This is a genomic window from Streptomyces sp. NPDC049915 (genome assembly GCF_040656475.1).
In the GTDB taxonomy this organism is placed as follows: Bacteria; Actinomycetota; Actinomycetes; order Streptomycetales; family Streptomycetaceae; genus Streptomyces.
On sequence record NZ_JBFAMH010000016.1, the window covers coordinates 62,509 to 85,483 of the forward strand.

Genomic DNA, 22,975 nt, shown 5'->3' on the forward strand with positions numbered 1-22,975 from the left:
CGCCCAGGCACCCGAACCGCCGTGCGGAAGCAGGCACCCATGACCGCGCCGGTACCCGGCTTCGCGGCCACCCACGTCGTCCCCCAGGACGGCACGCCGGCCTGGGAGGCCCCCGACCCGGGCCGCCCGACGGTCCCTCTGGACGCGCTGCTGCCCGTGCAGCTGGTGGAGCGGCGCGGTGACTGGGCCCATGTGCTGTGCTCCAACGGCTGGTCCGCCTGGGTCGACGGCCGCCTCCTCCTGGCCGTGCCCCAGGACCCGCCGCGATCCGGCGGACCCGCCGCAGCGACGGCCGACCCGCGCCCCCTGCTCGCCGGCGCCGAGGCGGCTCTCGCGCGCTACCGCGGCGCCGTCGAGGACCTTGCGGCCGGCACCCTGGACGGCGAGACCTTCCACCGGCGCACGCACGGCACGCGGATCGGAGTCGTCGTCGACGGCGAGGACGTATGGCTGTTCGACGCCGCGCACGAGCGGTGGCTGTACGCGGACGGGACCCGGCTGAGCACCTACGCCGTCGAGGGGGAACCCCGGGTGGACCGGCCCCCCGCCGACGGCGCCGACGACGGACAACGGGCCGACCGGGCGCCCACCTACGCCCCCACCCGCGTGGTGAGACCCGATGAGCCGTGACACCAGTCTGTTCTCCGGCCGCCCCGCCGACCTGATCGGCCGGCAGATCGCGGGCTACCGCATCGAGCAGGAGATCGGCCGCGGCGGCATGGCCGTCGTCTACCGCGCCCACGACCTGCGCCTGGAGCGCACCGTCGCGCTGAAGCTGCTCGCGCCGGAACTGGCCCGCAACGACACCTTCCGGGGGCGTTTCGTGCACGAGTCGCGGGTGGCCGCCGCGATCGACCACCCGCACATCGTGCCGGTCTTCGAAGCGGGCGAGACCGACGGCGTGCTGTACATCGCCATGCGTTATGTCGCCGGCAGCGACCTGCGCCACCTTCTCGACCGGCAGGGCCCGCTGCCGCTCGCGACCGCCGTCCGCATCGCCACCCAGGTGGCCTCCGCGCTCGACGCCGCGCACGAGCACGGGCTGGTCCACCGGGACGTGAAACCCGGCAACATCCTCGTCGCCCGCGGCACCGACAGCGACCACCCCGAACACGCGTACCTCACCGACTTCGGCCTGACCAAGAAGTCGCTGTCCCTGACCGGTTTCACCACCGTCGGCCAGTTCGTCGGCACCCTGGACTACGTCGCCCCGGAGCAGATCTCCGGCCGCCCGGTCGACGGCCGCTGCGACGTCTACGCCTTCGCCTGCGTCGTCCACGAGTCCCTCGCCGGCCGCCCGCCGTTCCGCCGCGACGACGACATGGCCCTGCTGTGGGCCCACCAGTACGACGACCCGCCTCCGCTCACCGAGGCCCGCCCCGATCTGCCCGCCGCCGTCGACGCGGTGTTCGCGCGGGCCCTGGCCAAGAGCCCCGACGAGCGCCACCCCACCTGCCTCGCCTTCGTCACCGACCTGCGCGCCGCGGCTGCGGGAGGCACAGCTGGCGGCCACCCGCCGACGCAGGTGGACCTCAGCGTCGTACCGCCCGGCCGGGGTGGCCCGAAGGCGCCGCCGCGCTGGGCACGGCCCGTCTTCCGAACACGGCGGGACGCCCCCTAGGGGCGGGGCCCGCGGCGGCGCACCCGGGCGGCCGAAAGGGCGCCGAGGAAGCCCGCGGCCAGGCCCCACAGCAGGGCCCAGCCCACCGCCGTCCACACCTCGGGCCGCAGGAACAGTCGGCCGGACAGACCCCCGCCGAGGTCGCCGATGCCCATCAGGGACAGGCCGTAGTGGGCGGAAATCCGGCCGACCAGGCAGATCATCAGCACCGTCAGGGCGAGCGCGATCGCCAGGTGCACCGCGTGCTGCCAGAGCCGGACCCGGGCGGGGGAGCGCACCGCCATCACGAACGCCGCACCGAGCACCAGTACGGCGGCCGCGACCAGCAGCCACCAGGCCTTGCTGTCGTGCTCGGTGAGGGTGTGCAGGTTCAGCGTGGAGACGTCCGGCGTGCGCAGCACCTCGTCCAGCAGGTGCGGCATCGGCAGCCCGAACGGCCCGTCCACCCGGCCGTGCCAGGTGGCACCCAGACCGAGGGTGAACGCCAGCCAGACCACGTTGGGCAGCCCGAGCAGGATCACGGCGAACGTCTCCGCCGCATGGCCACGAGACGCCGCGACGATCAGGGCGACGACCACACCCACCACGACGCAGGCCAGCAGCAGCACGACCATCGCGTACGCCGCCGGGCGCACCGAGTCCGCGAACCGCACGACGCGCGGCGGCAGCGGCGCCCCGCGGGCCACCAGCAGGGCCAGTGCCAGCACGCCGGCCAGCCACAGCAGACCGAACAGCACGGTCAGGGGTGCGTCCGTGGTGAAACCGATCTTGGGTTCGATGCCGAAGATCTCGCCCAGATCGCTGAGCGTGTCGTTGCCCAGTGGGATCGCGAACGTGTGCCGGGCGGCGAAGGCCAGCCCGATCACGCCGAGCAGCCACAGCAGTGCGATCCGTCCCGCCCAGCCCGCCAGCTCGGTGCCGCCCGCCACCGCGCGGTGGCGCAGCGGCCGCAAGAAACCCCCGGCGACCACCAGCGCGCCGACCAGGGTCACCGAGAGAGGCATCACCGTCACACCGGCCCCGGTGTCGGCGAGCGAGCCGGCGCTGCCGGTCACCTCCACCGAGCCGCCGACGGCCGTGACGACGGTCGCCGCCACCACCCGCCAGAACCCGCCGTCCGGCAGGTCCGCCGCGCCGGCCGCCCACAGCCCGAGCGCCGCCGTCACTCCCATGGCGACGAGACCCGACAACACCGTGGCCAGGGCCTGAATCCAGCCGTGCCGTGCGACGGCAGGGGCGGATGTGGTTCGCGGGCTCACACCGCCACGCTATGCAGGGCACGCTCCGGGCGCGCGCCGGGAGAGCCGTCCGCGCCGGCTCGCGGCCCCGCCGGAACCCGGACCAGAATAAGGACGGTGTGGACAAAAGCGGCATTCAGCAGAGGAGATGCCGCAAATGACCCACGAGGGAAGAGGAGCATGTGAGCGTCGAACCGCCCTCCTCGGGCCGCCCCACCGGACCGCCGGACTCCGCCGGCCGGCCGACCGGACCTCCCTCCGGCCCGCTCTCCGGGCCCGGGGGCCACGGCGGGCCGCCCTCCGGGCCTCCCGCGCAGCCCACCGGCGGCGCGTCCGGTGCGCCCGAACCGCGCCGCCCCTGGTGGAAGTCCGCTCCCCGCGTCGCCGTCCTCACCGCGGTGGTCGTCGCGGCGGTGGTCGTCGCCGTCGTCCTCGGCAGCTCCGGCGGCGGGTCCGGCGGCTCGGGCGGCAGCGGCGAGGTGTTCCTGCAGGCCGCCGGGAAGACCGGCCCGGACGCGTTCACGCCGTCCACCGCCACGGACAGCTCGGCGCCGCCGGTCTCCGCCGCCCCCGACACCGCGTCGGCCCCCGTGAACGCGGTCCGCGGCGTCGACGGCTCGGCACCCGGCCTGTACGGCGGCACCCGCGAGGTCTCCAGCTGCGACGTCGAACGCCAGATCCGCTATCTGACGGCGGCACCGGAGAAGAACCGGGCCTTCGCCGCCGTCGCCGGCGTCCGCGCCGACCAGGTGCCCGCCTACCTGCGCTCCCTGACGCCCGTACAGCTGCGCATGGACACCCGCGTCACCAACCACGGCTACCGCGACGGCGCCGCCACCACCTACCAGGCCGTCCTCCAGGCCGGTACCGCCGTCCTCGTCGACGGCCACGGGTCACCGAGCGTGCGCTGCGCCTGCGGCAACCCGCTCACCCCACCCGTCGCCCAGCAGGGCGCCGTCACCCGCACCGGCGACTCCTGGCCGTCGTACCGCTCCTCCGACGTGGTCGCGGTCGCCCCCAGCACCCGGGTCATCACCGTCTTCGTGCTCTACGACCCCGACCACCACACCTGGATCGCCCGGCACCGCGGCGACGACGGCGGCCACGACCGCAAGACGCACCCGCCCGCCTCACCGACCCCCTCCGCGAGCGTGTCCACCTCCGTAGGTCCCACCCACCCGGTGCCGGTCACCTCCAGCGCGCCCTCGTCCGGGACGTCGCCGGGAACGGCACCACCGACGTCCGCCGAGCCGCCCGCTTCCCCGTCGTCCGGTTCCGCGCCGCCCGGCTTCTCGCCGCCGGCCTCGCAGCCGCCCTCCTCCGAGCCGCCCGCCCCCGGATCGCTGCCCGGCGAGTCGCCCCAGTCGGGCTGAATCGCGTGTGACCGAAACCGCTCGGTGCGGCGGCCCGGGCGGGGAGTGCGCGGCGAGACTCGGGGTACGAGCACAGATGCAGCAGCATCCGGCCGTACCGGCTTCCTAGAGAGACACGCATGACCGAGCACTTGGGCGGGGAAGTGATAGCGACGGGTTTCGACGTACCCGTGGAGGCCCTGAGGCGGGCCACCCACTACACCGGCGAGCCCGGAAGCATCGCCGAGGCGCGCGGCTTCACCGCGCAGTTCGTCGAGCAGTTGCGCACCGAGTGGTGCGCGCAGATCGGCGGCCGCGCCGAGGAAGCCCTGCTGCTCGTCGTCAGCGAGCTCGTCACCAACGCCGAACGGCACAGCAACGGCCCCTACATCCTGGAGCTCGAGGGCACGGACGCCACGGTCACGGTGTCCGTCTACGACAGCAGTGCCGCTCTGCCGATGCGTTTCCCGCGCGATCCCGAGCGGGTCGGCCGGCATGGTCTGGAAATCGTTCACGCACTGTCGGCGCAGGTCGTCGCCGAACGTGTCCCCGTCGGCAAGCGGGTGAGTGCCCTGGTGCGTCTGCACCAGCAGTGAGCGGGCCGAGCACCCTCCCGGAAGGTGCCGCCGGCCCGCTCCCGGCCGCCCCGCTCAGGCGCAGCCCAGCTCACCCAGCATGCCCTCACGCAGCCGCAGGATGATCCGCTTGATCAGCCGCGAGACGTGCATCTGCGAGCAGCCGAGCCGTTCGCCGATCTCCGCCTGTGTGGCCTCCTCGACGAACCGCATGTGCAGGATCTGACGGTCGCGTTCGCCCAGTTCGGCCATCAGCGGGGCCAGCGACTGGAAGTCCTCCACGAGCCGCAGCCCGTCCTCCTCCACACCGATGAAGTCGGCGAGCACGGCCTCGCCGTGCTCCGGGCCGTCGCCGGTGAGGGCGGCGTCCAGCGAGGAGGAGTTGTAGCCGTTGGCGGCGATCTGGGCCTCCACGACCTCCTTCTCGGAGATGTTCATCAGCGTCGCCAGCTCGGCGACCGTCGGCTCCCGGTCCAGCCGGCTCGCCAGCTCGTCGCGGGCCTTGGCCAGTTCGACGCGCAGCTCCTGCAGCCGCCGCGGCACGTGCACGGCCCAGGTCGTGTCGCGGAAGAACCGCTTGATCTCACCGACGATGTACGGCAGTGCGAACGAGGTGAACTCGACCTCACGCGCCAGCTCGAACCGGTCGATCGCCTTGATCAGGCCGATCATGCCGGTCTGGACGATGTCCTCCATGTCGTCCCCGCGCCCGCGGAAGCGGCCGGCCGCGAAGCGCACGAGGGACATGTTCATCTCGATGAGGGTGTTGCGGGCGTACTGGTACTCGTGCGTGCCCTCCTCGAGTTCCGCCAGGCGTCGGAAGAACTGGCGGGACAGCTGCCGCGCGTCCCGCGGGGCGATCGTCCGCGGGTCCTCGACTCCCGGCAGCGGGCTCTCGCCCGTGCTGGTTCCGGCAGCCTTCGCGGCGACCTGTGCCTCCGACCGGATCACGGCGGTGGACATCGGCTTTCCCTCCCACGGATGTACGGTGCGACGTTTCGCGCTGCCCCTCCGCCTACCCGGACTCGCCCAGGGCATGCCTCCCGGTCTGCGAGAGCGGTCGAAAACCCTCGTCGAGCGGGGAGGGGCGGCTTCACCCAGGGCGGAACTCGGAAGCCTTCCCCTCGCCAACACGGCTTCTAGGCTGGGCAGGTGAGCACTCAGACACCGAACGAAGCCCGTGGGAACGAAGCCCGAGTCATCCCGCTGCGCCCCCCGGCCGCCCGCCCGGAGCGCCGCCCCGCCGCGAAGGAACCCCTGTGGCGGGACCTGGTCGGCGATGTGCTGCGCCGCGAACGCCAGGCCCAGGAGCGCACCCTCAAGGACGTCGCCGACAGCGCCCGGATCTCCATGCCGTATCTGTCGGAGGTGGAACGGGGCCGCAAGGAGGCCTCCTCGGAGGTCCTCGCGGCCGCCGCCCACGCCCTCGGCCTGAGCCTCGGCGACCTGCTGGCACGCGCCCAGACGGAACTCGTCCGCCTCAGCGCCCGTACGGCACAGCACGGCCGCAGGACGACCACGCACGCGGCACCGCGGGGCGGCCTGTGCCTGGCCGCCTGAGCGGGGGCCGGCTGCTCACCGTCCGGCGCGGCGCTTGCTGAGCACCTGGTCCGCCAGCCCGTAGGCGACCGCTTCGGGCGCGGTGAACACCTTGTCCCGGTCCATGTCCGCGCGCAGCGTGGCGATGTCGTGGTGCGTGTGCCGGGCCAGCACCTCCTCCACCTGGGAGCGGATGCGCACCATCTCCTGGGCCTGCAGGGCCAGATCGGACACCGTGCCCTGCCGGCCCCCGGAGGCGGGCTGGCCGAGCAGCACGCGCGCGTGCTCCAGCACGAACCTCCGCCCCGGGTCCCCGCCCGCCAGCAGCACGGCCGCCGTGGAGGCCGCCTGGCCGACGCAGAACGTGGAGATCGGCGCCTGCACGAACGTCATCGTGTCGTAGATCGCCATCAGCGAAGTGAACGAACCCCCGGGGGAGTTGAGGTAGATCGCGATCTCCTGCTCGGGGGCCGCCGACTCCAGGTGGAGCAGCTGCGCGATGACGACATTGGCCACGCCGTCGTCGATCTCGGTACCGAGGAAGATGACCCGCTCGTTCAGCAGCCGGCTGAAGACGTCGAAGGACCGCTCGCCCTGCGGGGTGCGCTCGATGACGTTCGGAATCGTGTACGTGCCCATGCTCACAGCCCCATCCGTCGCCTGGAGGCGGCCGGGAGCACGTCCGCGAAGGACTCCACGACCCGGTCGACCATGCCGTACTCCCTGGCCTGCTCGGCCGTGAACCAGCGGTCCCGGTCGCGAGTCCGGCGTGCACCGAGCCGCCGGGGGAGTTGATGAACAGGCTGATGTCGGTGCGCGGGTCCTCCGCCGACAGGATCAGCAGTTGCGCGCAGACCCGGTTGGCGGAGACCTCGTCGACCTGGGTGCCCAGCAGCACGATCCGCTGTCCGAGCAGCTGGGCGGCGAGCTGGTCGTCGAAGCGGGTCGGCGGGGTGTCGCCCTCCTCGGCGCGGGGCGCGAGGGCGGTGAGTGGAGTCATGGGAGCTCCCGTCGGGTCGGGGATCGGATTCGACTCCACTGTCGGCCCGGCCGCGCGGTCCGAGGAGATTTCTCTGCCCGCGGCAGATTCGCCCCCGGCTTAAGCCCGCCGTCAGCCTTTTGCGCGCAGCTGCCGGAAGAACGCCCGCACGTCACCGACCAGCAGGTCCGGCTCCTCCATCGCCGCGAAGTGGCCGCCGCGGTCGAACGTGGTCCAGCGCACCAGGTTCTCGGTGCGCTCCGCCCGGTGCCGCAGCGGGATCTGGATCTCCTTCGGAAACAGCGCGAGCGCGGTGGGCACGGTGGACGGCTCCTGCGGGGCGGCGGCCCGGCAGGTGGTGTGGGCGCGCTCGTAGTAGATCCGCGCGGACGAGCCGGCGGTCCGCGTCAGCCAGTACAGCATCACGTTCGTCAGCAGCCGGTCCCGGTCCACGGCCTCCTCCGGCAGCTCCTCGCAGTCCGTCCACTCCCGGAACTTCTCGACGACCCAGGCGAGTTGCCCGACCGGCGAGTCCGTCAGCGCGTAGGCCAGGGTCTGCGGCTTCGTGGCCTGCACCGCCGCGTAGCCGCTGCCCTCGCGGAACCACTCCTCCCAGCTGCGCCAGGACCGCAGCGCCTCCTCCCGCTGGGCCGGACTCAGCGCCGCGAGCTCCTGCGCCGTGGGCTCGGTGAGCTGCTGCGCGCCCGGCAGCAGATTGAGATGGACGCCGACGACCCGGCCGGGGTGGGCGCGGCCCAGCTCCCGGGAGACCGCCGCCCCCCAGTCACCGCCCTGCACGCCGAACCGCTCGTAGCCGAGCCGGGTCATCAGCTCCGCCCACGCGTCCGCGACCCGGCCCGCCTCCCAGCCCGGTTCGGTGGTCGGCCCGGACAGCCCGAACCCCGGGATGCTCGGTACGACGACATGGAAGGCGTCGGCCGGGTCGCCGCCGTACGCGGCCGGGTCCGCCAGCGGTCCGACGACGTCCCAGAACTCCACGACGGAGCCGGGCCAGCCGTGCGTGAGGATCAGCGGGGTGGCGTCCGGCTCGGGGGAGCGGACGTGCGCGAAGTGCACGTGCTGCCCGTCGAGGGTGGTGGTGAACTGCGGCCACCGGTTCAGCCGCGCTTCCGCGGCCCGCCAGTCGTAAGTGTGCCGCCAGTAGCGGACGAGGTCGCGCAGATAGCCGACGGGCACCCCGTACGCCCAGCCGGCGCCCGGCAGCTGGTCGGGCCAGCGGGTCCGGTCGAGGCGGTCGTGGAGGTCGTCGAGGTCACTCTGCGGGATGTCGAGACGGAAGGGACGGATGCCGGTGTCAGCGGAAGGTGACGTCATGGCCGGGATGCTAGGTGACCTCGGCGAAGGGGCCGTACGGATTATCGGCAGCGCGTGGCCGATGAGTTTCGCCGCCCTGGCCGGTCGACACTGGTGACCGCGTTACGCGCCGCTTGGCGCCTTCAGGAGGTGTCGCATGACCACCGACGGATTCACCACGTGTCTCTGGTTCGACGGCCAGGCCGAGGAGGCCGCTCACTACTACGTGTCGGTCTTCAAGGACTCCAGCATCGGCCGGATCGGCCGCTACACCGAGGCCGGACCGGGCCCCGCCGGTTCGGTGATCGCCGTCGACTTCACGGCCAACGGCCAGAAGTTCGTCGCCCTCAACGGCGGTCCGCAGTTCACGTTCAGCGAGGCGATCTCCTTCCAGATCTACTGCGACAGCCAGGAGGAGGTCGACCACTACTGGACCAAGCTCACCGAGAACGGCGGCGAGCCCGGGCCCTGCGGCTGGCTGAAGGACAGGTACGGGGTGTCCTGGCAGGTCATCCCGAACGGACTGATCGACATGATCAGCGACCCGGACCAGGAGAAGGCAGCCCGCACGATGAGGGCCATGATGGCCATGGGCAAGCTCGACAAGGCCGCGCTGGAGAGGGCCTACGCCGGGCAGGAGTGAGGCGGCGGGGGCGCCGCTTCGCGGGGCCGACGCCCCCATCCCGGCTCACACCCGGTCGGCGGCGATCAGCAGGTACTGGAAGCTGCCGTTGCGGTAGGCGTCGAGGAAGGTGTCCTCGATGCCCGTCACCAGGTGCTCCGCCTGCCGGCGCAGCTCCCAGTAGGGGATCGCCGCCTGCGTCAGGTCCGCGACGTGCACCGGCACCAGCCGGCTGCGGGCCATCGCACGGAAGTACTGCGACCTCGGGTGGATGTCGCAGATGTAGTGGGCGTTGATCAGGGACACCTCGCGCGAGGCCTGCCCGTAGGTGTCGTTGTAGCAGCCGGTGATCACCACGTACCGTCCGCCGCGGCGCAGCAGCCGCGCATGCTCCGCGAACAGCAGGTCCAGTTCGACGTACATCGTGGACTCGTTGTTCCAGGAGGCCGCGTACGCCCCGGTCGGCAGGCCGGTGTCGAGCATGTTGCGGTGGTGGTAGCGCACCTTGCCGTCGATGCCCCGCTTGCGGGCCTGCGCGTTCGCGAACTCGGCCTGCTTCGCGGAGATGGTCACCCCGTCGGCGTGGCAGCCGTGGAGCAGATGCGCCACGACACTGCCGCCGCCGCGCCCGCAGCCCGCGTCGAAGACCCGGTCGGCGGGGGTGAGCGGGCCCAGGTGGGAGGCGAGAAGCTCGGCCTGGGCGTGTTCCAGGCGGTGCAGTTCGGCGGTGACCCTCTCCCGGCGGCGGACCGGGTCGGCCTCGTCGAGCACCGAGAAGTCGGCCGCGCCGACGCCGTAGTGGTGGTGGTAGAGATCGTCGATCCGTCCGAGTTCGAGGTTGACCGGATTCTGTTCGGCGTTCCAGTAGTCCGCCACGCGGTTCTGGTACGTCGACTGGGTCGGCACCGGAGCGGAAACGGTGCCGGTGTCGGGTGCAGTGGTCAACGGAATGACTCCTCGTGATGCGCCTGACCCGAGGTCGGCGGTGCGGGCGTTACCAGTAGTGGGGCAGGGAGTAGCGGTGGGTGTTGGTGGCGTGCCACTCGTGGTTGCCGGCGACCCAGTCGGCCAGGCCCTGGGCGTAGCGCTCCACGAGCGGACCGGCGGCCGACAGCAGGGCGGACTCCTCCTCGAACGCCGTCATGATCTCGTTGTGGATCTCCACGGCCTTCAGATAGGCGGCCTTCAGCCCGCACCGCTCGTTCGCGGCGATCACCTGCGGCAGGTTGAGATGGGTGGGGTCGGCGGCCAGTTCCTTGCTGAAGGAGTACAGGTCGTTGACGAGGGTGGTGGCGTTGCAGGCCAGCGCCGTGATCCGCTGGACCTCGGGGCGGGCGTGGAACTGCGCGGGCAGTTCGTAGCCGTCCACCGCGTCGACGATCGACAGACAGGGCCGGAAGTTGTTGAACTGCCGCATGACCAGGTACTCCCACACCTTCGGCCGGTGCCGGGTACCGGCCCAGGAGGCCTCGGCGAGGTAGCCCAGGTGCAGCCGGGCGATGTCGTGCACGAACCGGTCGGTCTGGCTGGGCGTGGCCAGGGCGGCGTAGTCCTTCAGCGCCGCGTGGTAGGAGCGCAGCGGCCCGTCGGCCTCCAGGCCGCGCCGCCACTGCTCCTCGGTCGCCGGGGTGCCGTGGAACGGGTCGAGGGCCGACTGGGCGAGGATCAGCCGGCCGCCGAGCCGGCTGCGGGAGGCGCCCCGGCCCTCGTCCTCCTCGCAGTAGCAGGAGTCGACCAGGTTCTCCGCCAGCAGCAGCTTCCCGGCGACCGTCAGGCGCTCCAGGTCGGCGGCGCGGGGATGCTGCAGCACCACCGCACGCCCGAACTGGAATCCGGCGAAGTCTCCTTTCCAGGCCGGCGGGAACAGTTCCAGGCGGCGCGCCCAGGCCTCCAGCCGGCGGTCCACATCCCGCACCTTCTCCGGGTCGGCGGGCGGCACGGGCCGGTGCTTCAGCCCGGGGACCGGCCCGCCGCGCCGGGTGCGCACGGACCGGGCGAGGTTCGGTGGCCCGGGCGGGACGAAAGAGGTGGCCGCGGTGTCCGGGGTTGTGCTCATCGCGTCCTCCGCGGTCAGTCGGCCGTCCGGCCGATCTGGACGTTCTCCAGGATTCCGGCCGCGTCGGGGACGAGGATGGCCATCGAGTAGTAGGCGGTCACCAGGTAGCTGACGATCGCGGCGGCGTCGATGCCCATGAACCGCACGTTCAGACCGGGCTGGTACTCCTCCGGGATGCCCGTCTGGTACAGGCCGACGACGCCCTGGTCCTTCTCGCCGGTGCGCAGCGCGATGATGCTGCTGGTGTGCTGCTCGGTGACCGGGATCTTGTTGCACGGGAAGATCGGCACCCCGCGCCAGGCGGGAATCTCGTGCCCCTCGACGTTCGCCGTGCCCGGGACCAGACCGCGCCGGTTGCACTGCCGGAAGAACGCCGCGATCGCCTTCGGATGGGCGAGGAACAGCTTCGTCCTGCGCCGCATCGACAGCAGCTCGTCCATGTCGTCCGGGGTCGGCGGACCGGTGAAGGTGCTCACCCGCTGGCTGTAGTCGGCGTTGTGCAGCAGGCCGAACTCCCGGTTGTTGACCAGCTCCCATTCCTGCCGTTCGCGGATCTCCTCGACGGTGAGCCGCAGTTGCTGCTCGGTCTGGTCCATCGGGTCGTTGTAGAGGTCGGCGACCCGGGTGTGCACCCGCAGTACGGTCTGCGTGAGCGACAACTCGTACTCGCGCGGGGCCGGTTCGTAGTCGACGAAGCCGCCCGACAGGGTGGGTTCGCCGGTGTGACCGGCCCGCACGGGGACGTCGGCCTCGCCCTTGCGGTTCATCGGCCGGTTCCGGCGCTCGGCGTAGGCCGCCAGATGAGCGGCGAGGGAGGGAGCGCGGTCCATGAAGGCGGTCAGGGTGTCCCAGGGCAGCACCAGCACGGTCCCCGCGGTCTCCGCCCGCACCGAGGTCAGCCACAGCGGGTCGGCGCGCCCGACGGCCTCGTCGCCGAGCCCGGCCCCGTCGGTGACGACCCCGACGGCCTCCTCCTCGCCGTACTTGCCGGTGACGAAGCGGGTGAAGCGGCCGTGGGCGATCAGACAGGTCTCCGTGACCGGCTGGCCGGCCTCGAACAGCACCTGGCCGGCGCGCACTTCGCGGACCTGGAAGCGGGAGGCGACCTCCTTCAGCACGTCGATGTCGGCGTAGCCGCGCAGCACCGGCAGTTCGGTGAGCGTCTCGGGGACGACCCGGATGTCGTCGGCGCCGTTCTGCTCGAACTGCACCCGGCCCCGGCCGACGCGCAACTGGAGCCGCCGGTTCACCCGGTATGCGCCGCCCTTGACGTCGACCCAGGGCAGCATCCGCAGCAGCCACCGGGAGCTGATGGCCTGCATCTGCGGTGCGGTCTTGGTGGTGGTGGTGAGCTGGCGCGCGGCCTGCGTACCGAGACTGGTGAGGTGACCGTCGGCGGCGGGGGCGGCTTCGTCGGTGGCGGAACCGGTGGTGCTTTCCGGTACGGACAACTTCCCTCCCGGGAGATGAACTGCGTGGTGCCGTGCGGTCGTGGGGGACCGGCGTTGCCTGCGCAGCTTCCAGGGAACAGGTGGGGCGCGCGCACCGGTACGGCGTGAAAGGGGCGGTTTCGCCCAGGGGAGGCGTAAACGTCACTTTGAGGCGGACGGCGCGCGATACCGGGCCGTGCGCGCCGGAGGGCGGCGCTCGGAACAGGCCGTTCACCAGTACGGCGGCACGGTCGGACCGGCCGCGCGCATCGTCGTCCCGGCGGCCCCGGTGTGCTCCCGGCCGTCGCAGGTGCTCCTGCACCGGTTCGTGCCGGAGCCGCGCGTTCGGCGCGCGTCGGGGGCGGGGGGTGGCTAGCGTGAGAAACCGTGACAAACTCCATCGAACGGGAAGAGGGCCGCGATCATGGCCGTTCCACCTGAGGGAACCCCCTGCTGGGCCGACGCGATGTTCTCCGACGTGGAGGCAGCCAAGAGCTTCTACGGCGACGTTCTCGGCTGGACCTTCGGCGAGGCGTCGTCGGAGTACGGCAACTACACCCAGGCGTACGCCGACGGCAAGGCCGTCGCCGCCGTCGTCCCGCCGATGCCGGGGCAGGAGGGCCAGTCCGCATGGTGCCTGTACCTCGCCTCGCCGGACGCCGCCGCGACCGCCGCGAAGGTCCGCGAGCACGGCGGCGAGGTGCTGCTGGAACCGATGCGGGTCGGCGACTTCGGCACGATGGTGCTCGCGCGCGAGCCCGGCGGCGCCGTGTTCGGCGTCTGGCAGGGCGGTACGCACGAGGGCTTCGAGGCGGCGCCGCAGCAGCCCGGCGCCTACTGCTGGGCGGAGGTCTTCACCCGGGACCCGGACAGGACCGACGCGTTCCTTTCGGCCGTCTTCCCCTACAAGGCCAAGCAGCTGCAGGACGACGCGGTCGACTTCCGCATGTTCGACGTCGGGGAGGACACCGTCCTCGGCCGGATGAAGATGGGCGAGGAGTTCCCGCCCGAGATCCCGTCCTACGTCAACGTCTACTTCACGGTGCCCCACTGCGACGAGGCCGTCGAGAAGGCGACCAAGCGCGGCGGAGTGCTGCGCTTCGGCCCGATGGACAGCCCCTTCGGACGCTTCGCCGCGCTGACCGACCCGCAGGGAGCCGCCTTCTCGGTGATCGACATCACCACCACGGCAGGCGAGATGCCGCAGACCGCGGACGTCTCCTAGGTCCTGCCTGATCCACACGACGGGGGTCGGCCGCGGGGAAACCGCCGGGCGGTGCATGGCATGATCGGGCGCATGCGTGAACGAGTGGTGGCGGCCTGCGACGGGGCGTCGAAGGGGAACCCCGGACCGGCGGCCTGGGCCTGGGTGGTGGCCGACGACGCGGAGGTCCCGGCCCGCTGGGAGGCGGGGCCGCTCGGGCGGGCCACCAACAACGTCGCCGAACTGACCGCGCTGGAGCGGCTGCTCGCCGCCACCGACCCGGGCGTGCCGCTGGAGGTCCGCATGGACTCCCAGTACGCCATGAAGGCCGTCACCACCTGGCTGCCCGGCTGGAAGCGCAACGGCTGGAAGACCGCGGCCGGCAAGCCCGTCGCCAACCAGGAACTGGTCGTGCGGATCGACGAGCTGCTGGCCGGCCGTGAGGTCGAGTTCCGCTACGTGCCCGCGCACCAGGTCGACGGCGACCCGCTCAATGACTTCGCCGACCGGGCGGCGAGCCAGGCCGCGACCGTGCAGGAGGCCGCGGGCAGCGCCCTCGGCTCGCCGGAGCCGCCGCCCGCGCCGGACACGCCGTCCACCGGCGGACCGCGCCGGCGCACCGGCGGAGCCAAGCCCGCCCGGGCGGGCAAGGCCTCGTCGTCGTCCCGCACGATCAAGGCCAAATTCCCCGGCCGCTGTGTCTGCGGCCGTGCCTACGCGGCCGGCGAGCAGATCGCGAAGAACGCCCAGGGCTGGGGCCACCCCGAGTGCCGCGAAGCGGCCGCGGGCTGACGGCCCACCCATCGGCCGCCGGCTCACGCGCCGGAGAGGCGAGCGGGCGTAAAACGGACCCCCTCGACTGCTACTCTGCGCTGTCGAACGACCGCGTCGGGTAACTCAAGAGGTGCGCGTGAAGGTCGCCTGCATCGGCGGCGGGCCCGCCGGGCTGTATCTGTCGATCCTGCTCAAGCGGCAGGACCCCGCCCACGACATCACCGTCCACGAGCGCAACCCGGAAGGCTCCACCTACGGCTGGGGCGTCACCTACTGGCGGGGACTGCTCGACCAGCTCCACGCGCACGACCCCGAGTCGGCGTGCGCCGTCGAGGCCGGCTCCATGCGCTGGAACGAGGGCGTCGCCCATGTGCGCGGCGACCTGACCCGCCAGCCCGGCGACGAGGGCCACGGCATCGGCCGCCACCGGCTCCTGCAGATCCTCGCCGACCGCGCCCGCGACCTCGGCGTACGGCTGGAGTTCGAATCCGAGGTCCGCGCCGACGACCTGCCCGGGGCCGACCTCGTCGTGGCGGCCGACGGTGTCCACAGCGCCCTGCGCAGCCGCCACGCCGGCCACTTCGGGGCCCAGCTCACGCCGGGCCGCAACCGCTACGTCTGGCTCGGCACGACCCGCGTCTTCGACTCCTTCACCTTCGCCTTCGTCGAGACCGCGCACGGCTGGATCTGGTGCTACGGCTACCCCTACGGCCCCGGTCACAGCACGTGCGTCATCGAGTGCGCGCCCGAGACCTTCACCGGCCTCGGTCTCGACCGGCGCGGCGAACCCGACCGGCTCGCCCTGCTGGAGAAGCTCTTCGCGCACATCCTGGACGGCCACCCCCTCGTCGGACGTCCCGCGGGCGACGGCGGCAGCCCCTGGGCGAGGTTCCGCACTCTCACCAACCGCACCTGGTACCGCGGCAACCTCGTCCTGATCGGCGACGCCGCGCACACCACCCACTACTCCATCGGCGCGGGCACCACCCTCGCCCTGGAGGACGCCATCGCCCTCGCCGGGGCCCTGCGCGAGCACGCGGCCCTGCCGCAGGCGCTCGCCGCCTACGAACGCGCGCGTACGACCGCCCTGCTGCCGGCGCAGAGCGCGGCCCGTTACAGCGCCCGGTGGTACGAGGACCTGCCCCGCTATCTTCAGCTGCCGCCGGAGCAGATGTTCGCCCTGCTCGGCCAGCGCCACTCGCCGCTGCTGCCCTACGTCCCGCCCCAGCTGTACTACCGCCTCGACAAGGCGGCCGGTCAGCTCGACGCGCTGCGCCGCCTCAAGCGCTGGCTCGGCCCGAGGCTCGCGCGGAGCGTGCACGCACGGGAGCTCGCCGCACGGCGCCCGGCGGACTGAGGGCACCTGAGCAGGCCCCCCGCGGACCGGGAAATCCCGGAGCGACGCCGCCGGCGGTCAGCGGAAAGTCTCGGGAAAGAAAGAGGGTGAATTCCCATTCACCGGCTAGGGTGAATGGGAATTCACCCTCGTGGTCCCCTGGCCCGTCCCCGGCCGCTGGAGTGCTCATGGCGTCGCCCGTACCGATATCCCGGCCGAACGGTCTGCGGGACCGGCTCACCATCCCCGTGCTCGCCTTCGGCGGCATCCTCATGGCCGTCATGCAGACCGTGGTCGTGCCGCTGCTGCCCGACCTGCCCCGGTTGACCGGCTCCTCGCCCGGCGCGGTGTCCTGGACGGTGACGGCGACCCTGCTGTCCGGCGCCGTCCTCACCCCGGTGCTCGGGCGGGCCGGCGACATGTACGGCAAGCGGCGCGTGCTGACGGCGGCCCTCGCGCTGATGACCGTCGGCTCGGTGATGTGCGCGCTGTCCTCCGACATCACCGTGCTGATCTCCGCCCGCGCCCTGCAGGGCGCCGCCGCCTCCGTCGTCCCGCTGTCCATCAGCATCCTGCGCGACGAACTGCCGCCCGAGCGCCGCGGCTCCGCGGTCGCACTGATGAGCTCCACCGTCGGCATCGGGGCCGCGCTCGGACTTCCGCTGGCCGCCCTCGTCATCCAGTACGCCGACTGGCACACCATGTTCTGGCTGACCAGCGCCCTCGGTGCGACGGGCGTCGCGGCGGTGTGGTGGGCGGTGAAGGAATCGCCGGTGCGCGAGCCGGGCCGGTTCGACGCCCTCGGCGCGCTCGGGCTGGCCGCCGGCCTGGTCTGCCTGCTGCTCGGCGTGTCCCAGGGCGGGCAGTGGGGCTGGGGCAGCCCGCGGATCACCGGGCTGTTCGCCGGGGCCCTCGTCGTCCTCGCCCTGTGGTGGTGGCACCAACTGCGCAGCCCGCGGCCGCTGGTCGACCTGCGGCTCGCCGTGCGCCCGCGGGTGGGCCTGTCCCACGTGGCCGCCCTGCTCACCGGCTTCGCCTTCTACGCCAACTCCCTGGTCACCGCCCAGCTGGTGCAGGCGCCCAAGGCCACCGGATACGGGCTGCAGCTGTCGATCGTCGCCACCGGCCTGTGCCTGCTGCCCGGCGGCGTGACCATGCTGCTGCTGTCCCCGGTCTCGGCCCGCATCTCCGCCGCGCGCGGCCCCCGCATCACGCTCGCCCTCGGCGCCGCCGTGATCGCCTGCGGCTACGCGGTGCGCATCGTCGACAGCCGGGACCTGTGGATGATCATCCTCGGGGCGACGGTCGTGGCGACGGGCACCACCCTCGCCTACTCGGCGCTGCCGACGCTGATCCTGCGTGCCGTGCCGGCCGGGCAGACCGCCTCCGCCAACGGCGTCAACGTCCTGATGCGCACGATCGGCCAGGCCGTCTCCAGCGCCGCCGTCGCCGCCGTCCTCGTCCACCACAGCAGCCCGGTCGCCGGCACGCCGGTGCCCGCCCTGCACGGCTATCTGCTCGCGTTCGCGATGGCCGGCGCCGTGGCCCTGGTGGCCTGCGCGGCTGCCCTGTCCATTCCGGGCGAGGCGGCGTCCGGTGCGACCCGCGGAGCCCGAGGCGAGAACCGGTCCGACCGGGACCAGACGCCGGCGGGAACATGAGAGAGGTGAGCACCACGTCCCGCAGGACGGCCGCGGACCCCACCGCCACCCCGTCCGCCCCGCCCCGGCCGGGGGCCGCCGCCCGTCGCGATGCCGAAGCGACCAGAGCGGCCATCCTGAAAGCCGCCCGCCACCTGCTGGCACGGCACGCGCACGCCGACATCACGCTGAAGGCCGTCGCGGAACGCGCCGGGGTGAGCGCCCCGCTGATCCTGAAGTACTTCGGGAACAAGGACGCCCTCTTCGCCCGCGTGATGTCCTTCGCCGACGACGCCGAGGCGCTGCTGGACGCACCGCTCGACGACCTCGGCCGGCACATGGTGCGGCACGTCGTCGTGAGCCAGCGCGAGCAGGGCGCCGACCCGATCCTGCGCATCGTCTTCGCCCCGCTGCACGGCGAGCACGGCGAGGTGCTGCGGGCGAACTTCCGCAGCCAGGTCACCGCGCGGCTCGCCGCCCGGCTGAGCGGCCCCGACGCGGCCCTGCGCGCCGAACTCGCCGTGGCCGGCCTGCTCGGCCTGGGCGTGATGGCCGGCATCGCCCGCGGCGAGGAGGTACGCGCGCTGCCGGTCGACGACCTCGTCGCCCGGTACGGCCCGACGATCCAGGCCCATCTCACGCCGTAGCGGAACGACGATCCTGGCGCATCTCACGCCGCAGCAGCCGGTTCCGGCGTTGTGCCTCGCCCGGTGACAGACTGAGGCCATGGAAGAGCGCGAATTCCCGAGGTCCGGTCAGCACGCGTCCGTCATCGGTCTCGGCACCTGGCAACTGGGCGCCGACTGGGGCGAGGTCGACGACAAGGAAGCCCTGACGGTGCTGGAGGCGGCCGCCGAGTCAGGCGTGACCTTCTTCGACACCGCCGACGTCTACGGCGACGGCCGCAGCGAGTCCACCATCGCCACGTTCCTCAGCAGCCGCCCCGACCTGCACGTGGAGGTGGCCACGAAGATGGGCCGCCGCGTCGAGCAGATCCCGCAGAACTACGTCCTGGACAACTTCCGCGCCTGGAACGACCGTTCCCGCCGCAACCTCGGCGTGGACCGCGTCGACCTGGTGCAGCTGCACTGCCCGCCCACCCCCGTCTACTCCTCCGACGAGGTCTTCGACGCCCTCGACACCCTGGTCGAGGAGGAGCGCGTCGCCGCTTACGGCGTCAGCGTGGAGACCTGCGCCCAGGCGCTGACGGCGATCGCCCGGCCGAACCTGGCCAGTGTGCAGATCATCCTCAACCCGTTCCGCATGAAACCCCTGCGCGAAGTGCTCCCGGCGGCCCGGGAGGCCGGCGTCGGCATCATCGCCCGGGTCCCGCTCGCCTCCGGTCTGCTGTCGGGCAAGTACACCAAGGACACCGTCTTCCCGCCCGACGACCACCGCACGTTCAACCGGCACGGCGAGTCCTTCGACCAGGGCGAGACCTTCTCCGGCGTGGACTACGCGACCGGTGTGGAGGCCGCCGCCGAGTTCGCCGCCCTCACCCCCGAGGGGTACACCCCGGCCCAGCTCGCCCTGCGCTGGATCGTCCAGCAGCCCGGCGTCACCACGGTGATCCCCGGCGCCCGATCGCCCGAGCAGGCCCGCGCCAACGCCGCGGCCGCCCGGCTGCCGGAGCTGTCCGAGGAGACCCTCACGGCGATCCGCGACCTGTACGACCGGCGCATCCGGGAGCAGGTCGAGCACCGCTGGTAGCCCCTGACCGGGCCGGACCAGGCAGGACCGCCGCTTTCCTGGGTACTCGCGAAGAGACGATGTTCGTGGTTCTCACCGGGGAGGAATGGTGGCGGTCGCCGAAGAGGGGCCGGTCCGGCGCCGGGGGCGCAACGAGACCGAGGAGGAGCGGGCCGACCGGATGTGGGTCGAGCTCATCCAGGAGGTGCGGGTCGCGCAGACCGGCGTGCAGATCCTCTTCGGTTTCCTGCTGACCGTGGTGTTCACGCCGAAGTACGCGCAGCTGGAAAGCACCGACCAGGCCATCTACATCGTGACGGTGGTCCTGGGCGCCTGCGCGACCGGCGCGCTGATAGGGCCGGTCTCCCTGCACCGCCTGGTCGCCGGCCGCCGGGTCAAACCGATGGCGGTGCGCTGGGCGTCCCGGCTGACATTCGTCGGTCTGCTCCTGCTGCTCGCCGCCATGACCTCGTCGCTGCTGCTGATCCTGCGCGTGGCGACCCACGACAGCTACGTCCCGTACCTGGTCTCGGCCGTGGTCGCCTGGTACATGCTGTGCTGGTTCGTGCTGCCCCTGTGGACCCGCCGCCGCTACACATCACGCTGAGAACCGGCCAAGGCGTGCCAAGGCGGCCGGGACGGCCCAGCGCGGCGCACGGAAGATGTCCTGCTGAGTGTCCCGGCCGCAGGGCGCAGGCGGGGCCGGGAACGCGACCGCCACGGCAGGAGCGCAGGTATCCCGGCCCGTCAGGGCCCCACGGAGAGCTGGGCCAGGAAGTCGTCGACGCGGACCTCCTCCCGGCCGGGCGGGACCAGCTGCCACGTTCTGCGAAGGAACGCCGAGACGGCCGGGGCCCAGGCGAACACGACCGCGTGGTGGCGCCCCCCGTCCGGGTGGGCGTCGCCGAGGAACTCCATGCGCAGCTCGTCGAAGAGTCCGCCGCCCGTCGGGCGCAGCCGCACGTCCCCGACACCGACGGGCCGCCGCAGCCCCTCGCCGAGCATCTCCCGGTCCAGCTGCCAGCGGGCCAGCACCCGGCCCCGGTGGCTGAACACGGCGGTGACGACGAACGGGTCGGCGGCGTCGTAGCTCAGGTGGGCGAGCACGGCGAAGCGTTCCGTGTCGCCCGCCTGCAACTCCACCACCAGCGTCGTGTGAGCAAAGGGGTTCACCTGGACAGGCCTTCCGAGAGGAACGGACGAGAGCGAACCCCTGGTACCCCCGTAACGCCAAAGATGCTCAGCTACTCGGGTGATTCCCGCGACTGGCACGCAGTGCCGCAAGGCACGAGCCGATCGCCTGCTGCAGCTCCTCGAGCCGCAGCAGCATGTCGTCCTCGTAGAAGTCCTCGGCGTCGTCGAAGGTCAGCTCCTCGAACACCCGGGTGGCCTTCGTCAGGCTGCTGTAGAACTTCTGCCGCCGTTCCGTCACCCGCAGGTCCGGGTCGGCCTCCACCGTCTCGGCGACCAGACCTTTCATCGTGTCGTACGCCTCGGACGCCCACTCGGCGCTGTCCTCGCCGTCGTCGAGTTCGTCGATCAGGGACAGGTGCCGTTCGGCCTCCCGGCGCACCTCGACGGGTGCCTCGACGGTCTGCCCGGCCGGCGTCCTGATCTGTCCGGACTCGGCGATCTGCCGTACGTAGCCGATGCGGTCGGCCGAGCGGCTCTCGGACACCACGGCCTTCTTCAGATCGTCGGTGCGCACCACGTCACGGGCCAGCGCGGCCTGCAGTTCCGGATCCTCGCGCACCCGGTCCAGCAGTGCCTGCTGCGCCGCGCGGGCGGTGGAGGGGTCGGCCAGGATCGCGGCGCGCAGCGCGGTGGGGTTCTCCGCCACCTCCAGCGCCTTCGTCGGCCGGATGCCCTCCGCCGCGGCCACCTCGGCGATGGCCGTGCCCCGTTCGGAGGCGGCGCTGCTGCGCGAGACGTAGTAGGCCGGCCACACGTCGGCGTCCGGCAGTTCCACGTCCTGCCCCGGCCGCAGCGCCTCGAAGTGCGGTACCAGACCGTCGTCGGTGGCCCGGTCCCAGGCCTTGTAGTAGCGCAGCACCCGCTCCGCCGAGCACCCCGCCAGCTCGGCGAACTCCTTGGCGCTCACCTTCGGCGTCTCGTCGGCGGCCTGCCCGCCCGGGCGGACACTGCGCGCCACCATCAGGGCGAAGGTCCACCCGCCGGTACGGGCGTACGCCCCGAACTCGCGCGCGTCACGGGTGACGAGGTCGTCCACGTCCCCCGACGCGGCGGAGGACGGTGCCTCGGGCTGGGGCGCCGACGTGGGATCGGGCGCGGACCCCGGCCTGGACTCGGGCCCGGACCTCGACGTGGACTCGGGCGCGGACGCGGGCGCCGGGACCGACGCGGACTCGGGGGCGGTGGGCGGCTCGGACGGGGCGATCGCTTGGGTCACCGGGACACTCCAGAGGGGGGCAGGGCCGACGGGTGTGCAGACCGGCAGCCTATATCCACCGATTGGCCGTGCTTGTGCGCACGTGTGCCCGATGCGATGCGATGCGATGCGATGTGACGCGGCGCCGGCTCAGGCGAAGGCGGCCCGCAGCGCGGGCAGCAGCGTCTTCTCCGACCAGTCCAGGAACGGCACCTGCGCGTCGCCGCCGATCTGCACGAGCGCGATCTCGGTGAAACCGGCCTCGGCATAGGGCCGCACGGCCTCCACGAAGGCCTCCGGATCGTCGCCGCACGGGATCGACTCGGCCACGTCGTCCGGCGTGACGAACTGCGTCGCCGCCTCGAAGGAGTCCGGGTGCGGCAGCTCGGAGTTCACCTTCCAGCCGCTGCCGAACCAGCGGAACTGCGCGTGCGCCCGCTTGATCGCGGTGTCCCGGTCGGTGTCGTAGCACACCGGCAGCTGCCCGACCCGCGGCTTGCCCTGCCCGCCGTGCCGGTCGAAGGCCTCCAGCAGGCCCGCCTTGGGTTCGGTCGCGATGACCAGGTCGCCGAGGCGGCCCGCGAGCCGGCAGGACCTCTCCCCGGACACCGCGATCCCGATCGCCGGCGGCTCCTCGGGCACGTCCCACAGCCGCGCCGACTCCACGTCGAAGTGCGTGCCGCGGTGATTGACGTGGCCGCCCTCGAACAGCGCGCGGATGATCTCCACGGCCTCCTCGAGCATCTCGTGCCGGACGTTCACGGAGGGCCAGCCGCCGCCCACGACGTGCTCGTTCAGGTTCTCGCCGGAGCCCAGCCCCAGCCGGAACCGGCCCTCGGAGAGCAGCTGAAGGGTGGCGGCCTTCTGCGCCACGACCGCCGGGTGGTAGCGGAAGGTCGGGCACGTCACGTACGTCATGAGCGGGATGCGTTCGGTCGCCTGCGCGGCGGCGCCCAGCACACTCCATGCGTACGGAGCGTGCCCCTGCGAGCGCAGCCACGGAAAGTAGTGGTCGGACGTCACGGAGAAGTCGAAGCCCGCCTCCTCGGCGCGCACCACGTGGTCGACCAGCTCACGGGGGCCGGCCTGCTCGGTCATCATCGTGTATCCGATTTGCACCATGGGTCACGAGTCCCCGTGGGGCGGAGGGTGAAAACGAGGCGCCCCTCCCGCGAAGGCCCTCTCGACCATTCGGCGTATCCCGAGGCAGGATGCCC

Annotated in this window: 23 protein-coding genes and 1 pseudogene; 13 read left to right on the top strand and 11 right to left on the bottom strand. The window is 72.5% G+C overall.

Annotated features, from left to right (window positions below; genetic code table 11):
- Window positions 1–39: 39 nt before the first annotated feature.
- Together AB0J12_RS25465 and AB0J12_RS25470 are read left to right on the top strand one after the other, a co-directional pair.
- The gene (locus AB0J12_RS25465; protein ID WP_363266697.1) at window positions 40–630 is read left to right on the top strand and encodes a hypothetical protein; all 591 of its coding nucleotides are present in this window, start codon (window positions 40–42) and stop codon (window positions 628–630) included.
- Window positions 620–1,621 (top strand): serine/threonine-protein kinase, encoded by a 1,002-nt coding sequence (locus AB0J12_RS25470; protein WP_363266698.1) that lies wholly within the window; start codon window positions 620–622, stop codon window positions 1,619–1,621. Before AB0J12_RS25465 ends, AB0J12_RS25470 begins: the two co-directional genes overlap by 11 nt.
- On the opposite strand, the gene AB0J12_RS25475 is transcribed toward AB0J12_RS25470, so the two are convergent.
- Entirely contained in the window at window positions 1,618–2,880 is a 1,263-nt protein-coding gene (locus tag AB0J12_RS25475) for a streptophobe family protein (protein WP_363266699.1), read from the bottom strand. The genes AB0J12_RS25470 and AB0J12_RS25475 overlap by 4 nt on opposite strands.
- 161 nt (window positions 2,881–3,041) lie before the next feature.
- On the opposite strand from AB0J12_RS25475, the gene AB0J12_RS25480 reads away from it, so the two are divergent.
- Together AB0J12_RS25480 and AB0J12_RS25485 are read left to right on the top strand one after the other, a co-directional pair.
- Window positions 3,042–4,232 carry a DUF6777 domain-containing protein gene (locus AB0J12_RS25480; protein WP_363266700.1) on the top strand — a complete coding sequence of 397 codons (1,191 nt, stop codon included), beginning with the start codon at window positions 3,042–3,044 and terminating at the stop codon, window positions 4,230–4,232.
- 119 nt (window positions 4,233–4,351) lie between these two features.
- Window positions 4,352–4,807 (top strand): ATP-binding protein, encoded by a 456-nt coding sequence (locus AB0J12_RS25485; protein WP_363266701.1) that lies wholly within the window; start codon window positions 4,352–4,354, stop codon window positions 4,805–4,807.
- A gap of 54 nt (window positions 4,808–4,861) precedes the next feature.
- Here the strand turns inward: AB0J12_RS25485 and AB0J12_RS25490 are convergent, their stop codons facing one another.
- On the bottom strand, window positions 4,862–5,749 hold the full coding sequence (locus AB0J12_RS25490) for an RNA polymerase sigma factor SigF (RefSeq protein ID WP_363266702.1): 888 nt from the start codon (window positions 5,747–5,749) through the stop codon (window positions 4,862–4,864).
- A 189-nt stretch (window positions 5,750–5,938) separates the two neighbouring features.
- Here AB0J12_RS25490 and AB0J12_RS25495 point away from each other — a divergent pair, with 189 nt between their 5' ends.
- A complete protein-coding gene (locus AB0J12_RS25495; RefSeq protein ID WP_363266703.1) occupies window positions 5,939–6,346 on the top strand; it encodes a helix-turn-helix transcriptional regulator in 408 nt (135 codons plus the stop codon).
- Window positions 6,347–6,361: 15 nt separating this feature from the next.
- Here AB0J12_RS25495 and AB0J12_RS25500 read toward each other — a convergent pair whose 3' ends face one another.
- The 3 genes and pseudogenes from AB0J12_RS25500 to AB0J12_RS25510 all read right to left on the bottom strand — a co-directional run bounded on the left by AB0J12_RS25500 (window position 6,362) and on the right by AB0J12_RS25510 (window position 8,639).
- Window positions 6,362–6,964: an ATP-dependent Clp protease proteolytic subunit gene (locus tag AB0J12_RS25500; protein ID WP_363266799.1), complete on the bottom strand. Its 603-nt coding sequence runs from the start codon at window positions 6,962–6,964 to the stop codon at window positions 6,362–6,364.
- A 2-nt stretch (window positions 6,965–6,966) separates the two neighbouring features.
- A pseudogene (locus AB0J12_RS25505) lies at window positions 6,967–7,325 on the bottom strand (ATP-dependent Clp protease proteolytic subunit).
- Between the two features lie 111 nt (window positions 7,326–7,436).
- The gene (locus AB0J12_RS25510; RefSeq protein WP_363266704.1) at window positions 7,437–8,639 is read right to left on the bottom strand and encodes an epoxide hydrolase family protein; all 1,203 of its coding nucleotides are present in this window, start codon (window positions 8,637–8,639) and stop codon (window positions 7,437–7,439) included.
- Between the two features lie 136 nt (window positions 8,640–8,775).
- On the opposite strand from AB0J12_RS25510, the gene AB0J12_RS25515 reads away from it, so the two are divergent.
- Entirely contained in the window at window positions 8,776–9,261 is a 486-nt protein-coding gene (locus tag AB0J12_RS25515; RefSeq protein WP_363266705.1) for a VOC family protein, read from the top strand.
- Between the two features lie 45 nt (window positions 9,262–9,306).
- On the opposite strand, the gene AB0J12_RS25520 is transcribed toward AB0J12_RS25515, so the two are convergent.
- The 3 genes from AB0J12_RS25520 to AB0J12_RS25530 are packed head-to-tail and all read right to left on the bottom strand — an operon-like array spanning window position 9,307 to window position 12,747.
- Complete coding sequence (locus tag AB0J12_RS25520) at window positions 9,307–10,185, bottom strand: geranyl diphosphate 2-C-methyltransferase (protein ID WP_363266706.1); 879 nt, start codon at window positions 10,183–10,185, stop codon at window positions 9,307–9,309.
- Between the two features lie 49 nt (window positions 10,186–10,234).
- Window positions 10,235–11,296 (bottom strand): family 2 encapsulin nanocompartment cargo protein terpene cyclase, encoded by a 1,062-nt coding sequence (locus AB0J12_RS25525; RefSeq protein ID WP_363266707.1) that lies wholly within the window; start codon window positions 11,294–11,296, stop codon window positions 10,235–10,237.
- A 14-nt stretch (window positions 11,297–11,310) separates the two neighbouring features.
- Window positions 11,311–12,747, bottom strand: coding sequence for a family 2B encapsulin nanocompartment shell protein (locus tag AB0J12_RS25530; RefSeq protein ID WP_363266708.1), 1,437 nt, complete (start codon window positions 12,745–12,747; stop codon window positions 11,311–11,313).
- 403 nt (window positions 12,748–13,150) lie between these two features.
- Between AB0J12_RS25530 and AB0J12_RS25535 the strand changes: the two genes are divergently transcribed.
- The 7 genes from AB0J12_RS25535 (at window position 13,151) to AB0J12_RS25565 (ending at window position 19,976) form a co-directional block, all read left to right on the top strand.
- Window positions 13,151–13,951, top strand: coding sequence for a VOC family protein (locus AB0J12_RS25535; protein WP_363266710.1), 801 nt, complete (start codon window positions 13,151–13,153; stop codon window positions 13,949–13,951).
- A gap of 60 nt (window positions 13,952–14,011) precedes the next feature.
- Window positions 14,012–14,722, top strand: a complete 711-nt coding sequence (locus AB0J12_RS25540) for a ribonuclease H (RefSeq protein ID WP_363266712.1) — start codon at window positions 14,012–14,014, stop codon at window positions 14,720–14,722.
- A 118-nt stretch (window positions 14,723–14,840) separates the two neighbouring features.
- A complete protein-coding gene (locus AB0J12_RS25545) occupies window positions 14,841–16,061 on the top strand; it encodes an FAD-dependent monooxygenase (protein WP_363266713.1) in 1,221 nt (406 codons plus the stop codon).
- Window positions 16,062–16,228: 167 nt separating this feature from the next.
- Window positions 16,229–17,701 carry an MFS transporter gene (locus AB0J12_RS25550; RefSeq protein WP_363266714.1) on the top strand — a complete coding sequence of 491 codons (1,473 nt, stop codon included), beginning with the start codon at window positions 16,229–16,231 and terminating at the stop codon, window positions 17,699–17,701.
- A 5-nt stretch (window positions 17,702–17,706) separates the two neighbouring features.
- The gene (locus tag AB0J12_RS25555; RefSeq protein WP_363266715.1) at window positions 17,707–18,327 is read left to right on the top strand and encodes a TetR family transcriptional regulator; all 621 of its coding nucleotides are present in this window, start codon (window positions 17,707–17,709) and stop codon (window positions 18,325–18,327) included.
- Window positions 18,328–18,406: 79 nt separating this feature from the next.
- Complete coding sequence (locus AB0J12_RS25560; RefSeq protein ID WP_363266716.1) at window positions 18,407–19,390, top strand: aldo/keto reductase; 984 nt, start codon at window positions 18,407–18,409, stop codon at window positions 19,388–19,390.
- 85 nt (window positions 19,391–19,475) lie between these two features.
- Window positions 19,476–19,976, top strand: a complete 501-nt coding sequence (locus AB0J12_RS25565; RefSeq protein ID WP_363266717.1) for a DUF6328 family protein — start codon at window positions 19,476–19,478, stop codon at window positions 19,974–19,976.
- 140 nt (window positions 19,977–20,116) lie between these two features.
- On the opposite strand, the gene AB0J12_RS25570 is transcribed toward AB0J12_RS25565, so the two are convergent.
- From AB0J12_RS25570 to AB0J12_RS25580, 3 genes are all read right to left on the bottom strand, one after another.
- A complete protein-coding gene (locus AB0J12_RS25570) occupies window positions 20,117–20,542 on the bottom strand; it encodes an SsgA family sporulation/cell division regulator (RefSeq protein WP_363266718.1) in 426 nt (141 codons plus the stop codon).
- 67 nt (window positions 20,543–20,609) lie between these two features.
- On the bottom strand, window positions 20,610–21,599 hold the full coding sequence (locus tag AB0J12_RS25575; protein WP_363266801.1) for a hypothetical protein: 990 nt from the start codon (window positions 21,597–21,599) through the stop codon (window positions 20,610–20,612).
- A 309-nt stretch (window positions 21,600–21,908) separates the two neighbouring features.
- Window positions 21,909–22,880 carry an LLM class F420-dependent oxidoreductase gene (locus AB0J12_RS25580; protein ID WP_363266719.1) on the bottom strand — a complete coding sequence of 324 codons (972 nt, stop codon included), beginning with the start codon at window positions 22,878–22,880 and terminating at the stop codon, window positions 21,909–21,911.
- Window positions 22,881–22,975: the final 95 nt, after the last annotated feature.

Bases quoted from the DNA above. Each gene is read 5' to 3' on its own strand.
- AB0J12_RS25465 (WP_363266697.1), top strand. From the start codon at position 40: ATGACCGCGCCGGTACCCGGCTTCGCGGCCACCCACGTCGTCCCCCAG.
- AB0J12_RS25470 (WP_363266698.1), top strand. From the start codon at position 620: ATGAGCCGTGACACCAGTCTGTTCTCCGGCCGCCCCGCCGACCTGATC.
- AB0J12_RS25485 (WP_363266701.1), top strand. From the start codon at position 4,352: ATGACCGAGCACTTGGGCGGGGAAGTGATAGCGACGGGTTTCGACGTA.
- AB0J12_RS25490 (WP_363266702.1), bottom strand. From the start codon at position 5,749: ATGTCCACCGCCGTGATCCGGTCGGAGGCACAGGTCGCCGCGAAGGCT.
- AB0J12_RS25500 (WP_363266799.1), bottom strand. From the start codon at position 6,964: ATGGGCACGTACACGATTCCGAACGTCATCGAGCGCACCCCGCAGGGC.
- AB0J12_RS25510 (WP_363266704.1), bottom strand. From the start codon at position 8,639: ATGACGTCACCTTCCGCTGACACCGGCATCCGTCCCTTCCGTCTCGAC.
- AB0J12_RS25515 (WP_363266705.1), top strand. From the start codon at position 8,776: ATGACCACCGACGGATTCACCACGTGTCTCTGGTTCGACGGCCAGGCC.
- AB0J12_RS25525 (WP_363266707.1), bottom strand. From the start codon at position 11,296: ATGAGCACAACCCCGGACACCGCGGCCACCTCTTTCGTCCCGCCCGGG.
- AB0J12_RS25535 (WP_363266710.1), top strand. From the start codon at position 13,151: ATGGCCGTTCCACCTGAGGGAACCCCCTGCTGGGCCGACGCGATGTTC.
- AB0J12_RS25540 (WP_363266712.1), top strand. From the start codon at position 14,012: ATGATCGGGCGCATGCGTGAACGAGTGGTGGCGGCCTGCGACGGGGCG.
- AB0J12_RS25550 (WP_363266714.1), top strand. From the start codon at position 16,229: ATGGCGTCGCCCGTACCGATATCCCGGCCGAACGGTCTGCGGGACCGG.
- AB0J12_RS25560 (WP_363266716.1), top strand. From the start codon at position 18,407: ATGGAAGAGCGCGAATTCCCGAGGTCCGGTCAGCACGCGTCCGTCATC.
- AB0J12_RS25565 (WP_363266717.1), top strand. From the start codon at position 19,476: ATGGTGGCGGTCGCCGAAGAGGGGCCGGTCCGGCGCCGGGGGCGCAAC.
- AB0J12_RS25580 (WP_363266719.1), bottom strand. From the start codon at position 22,880: ATGGTGCAAATCGGATACACGATGATGACCGAGCAGGCCGGCCCCCGT.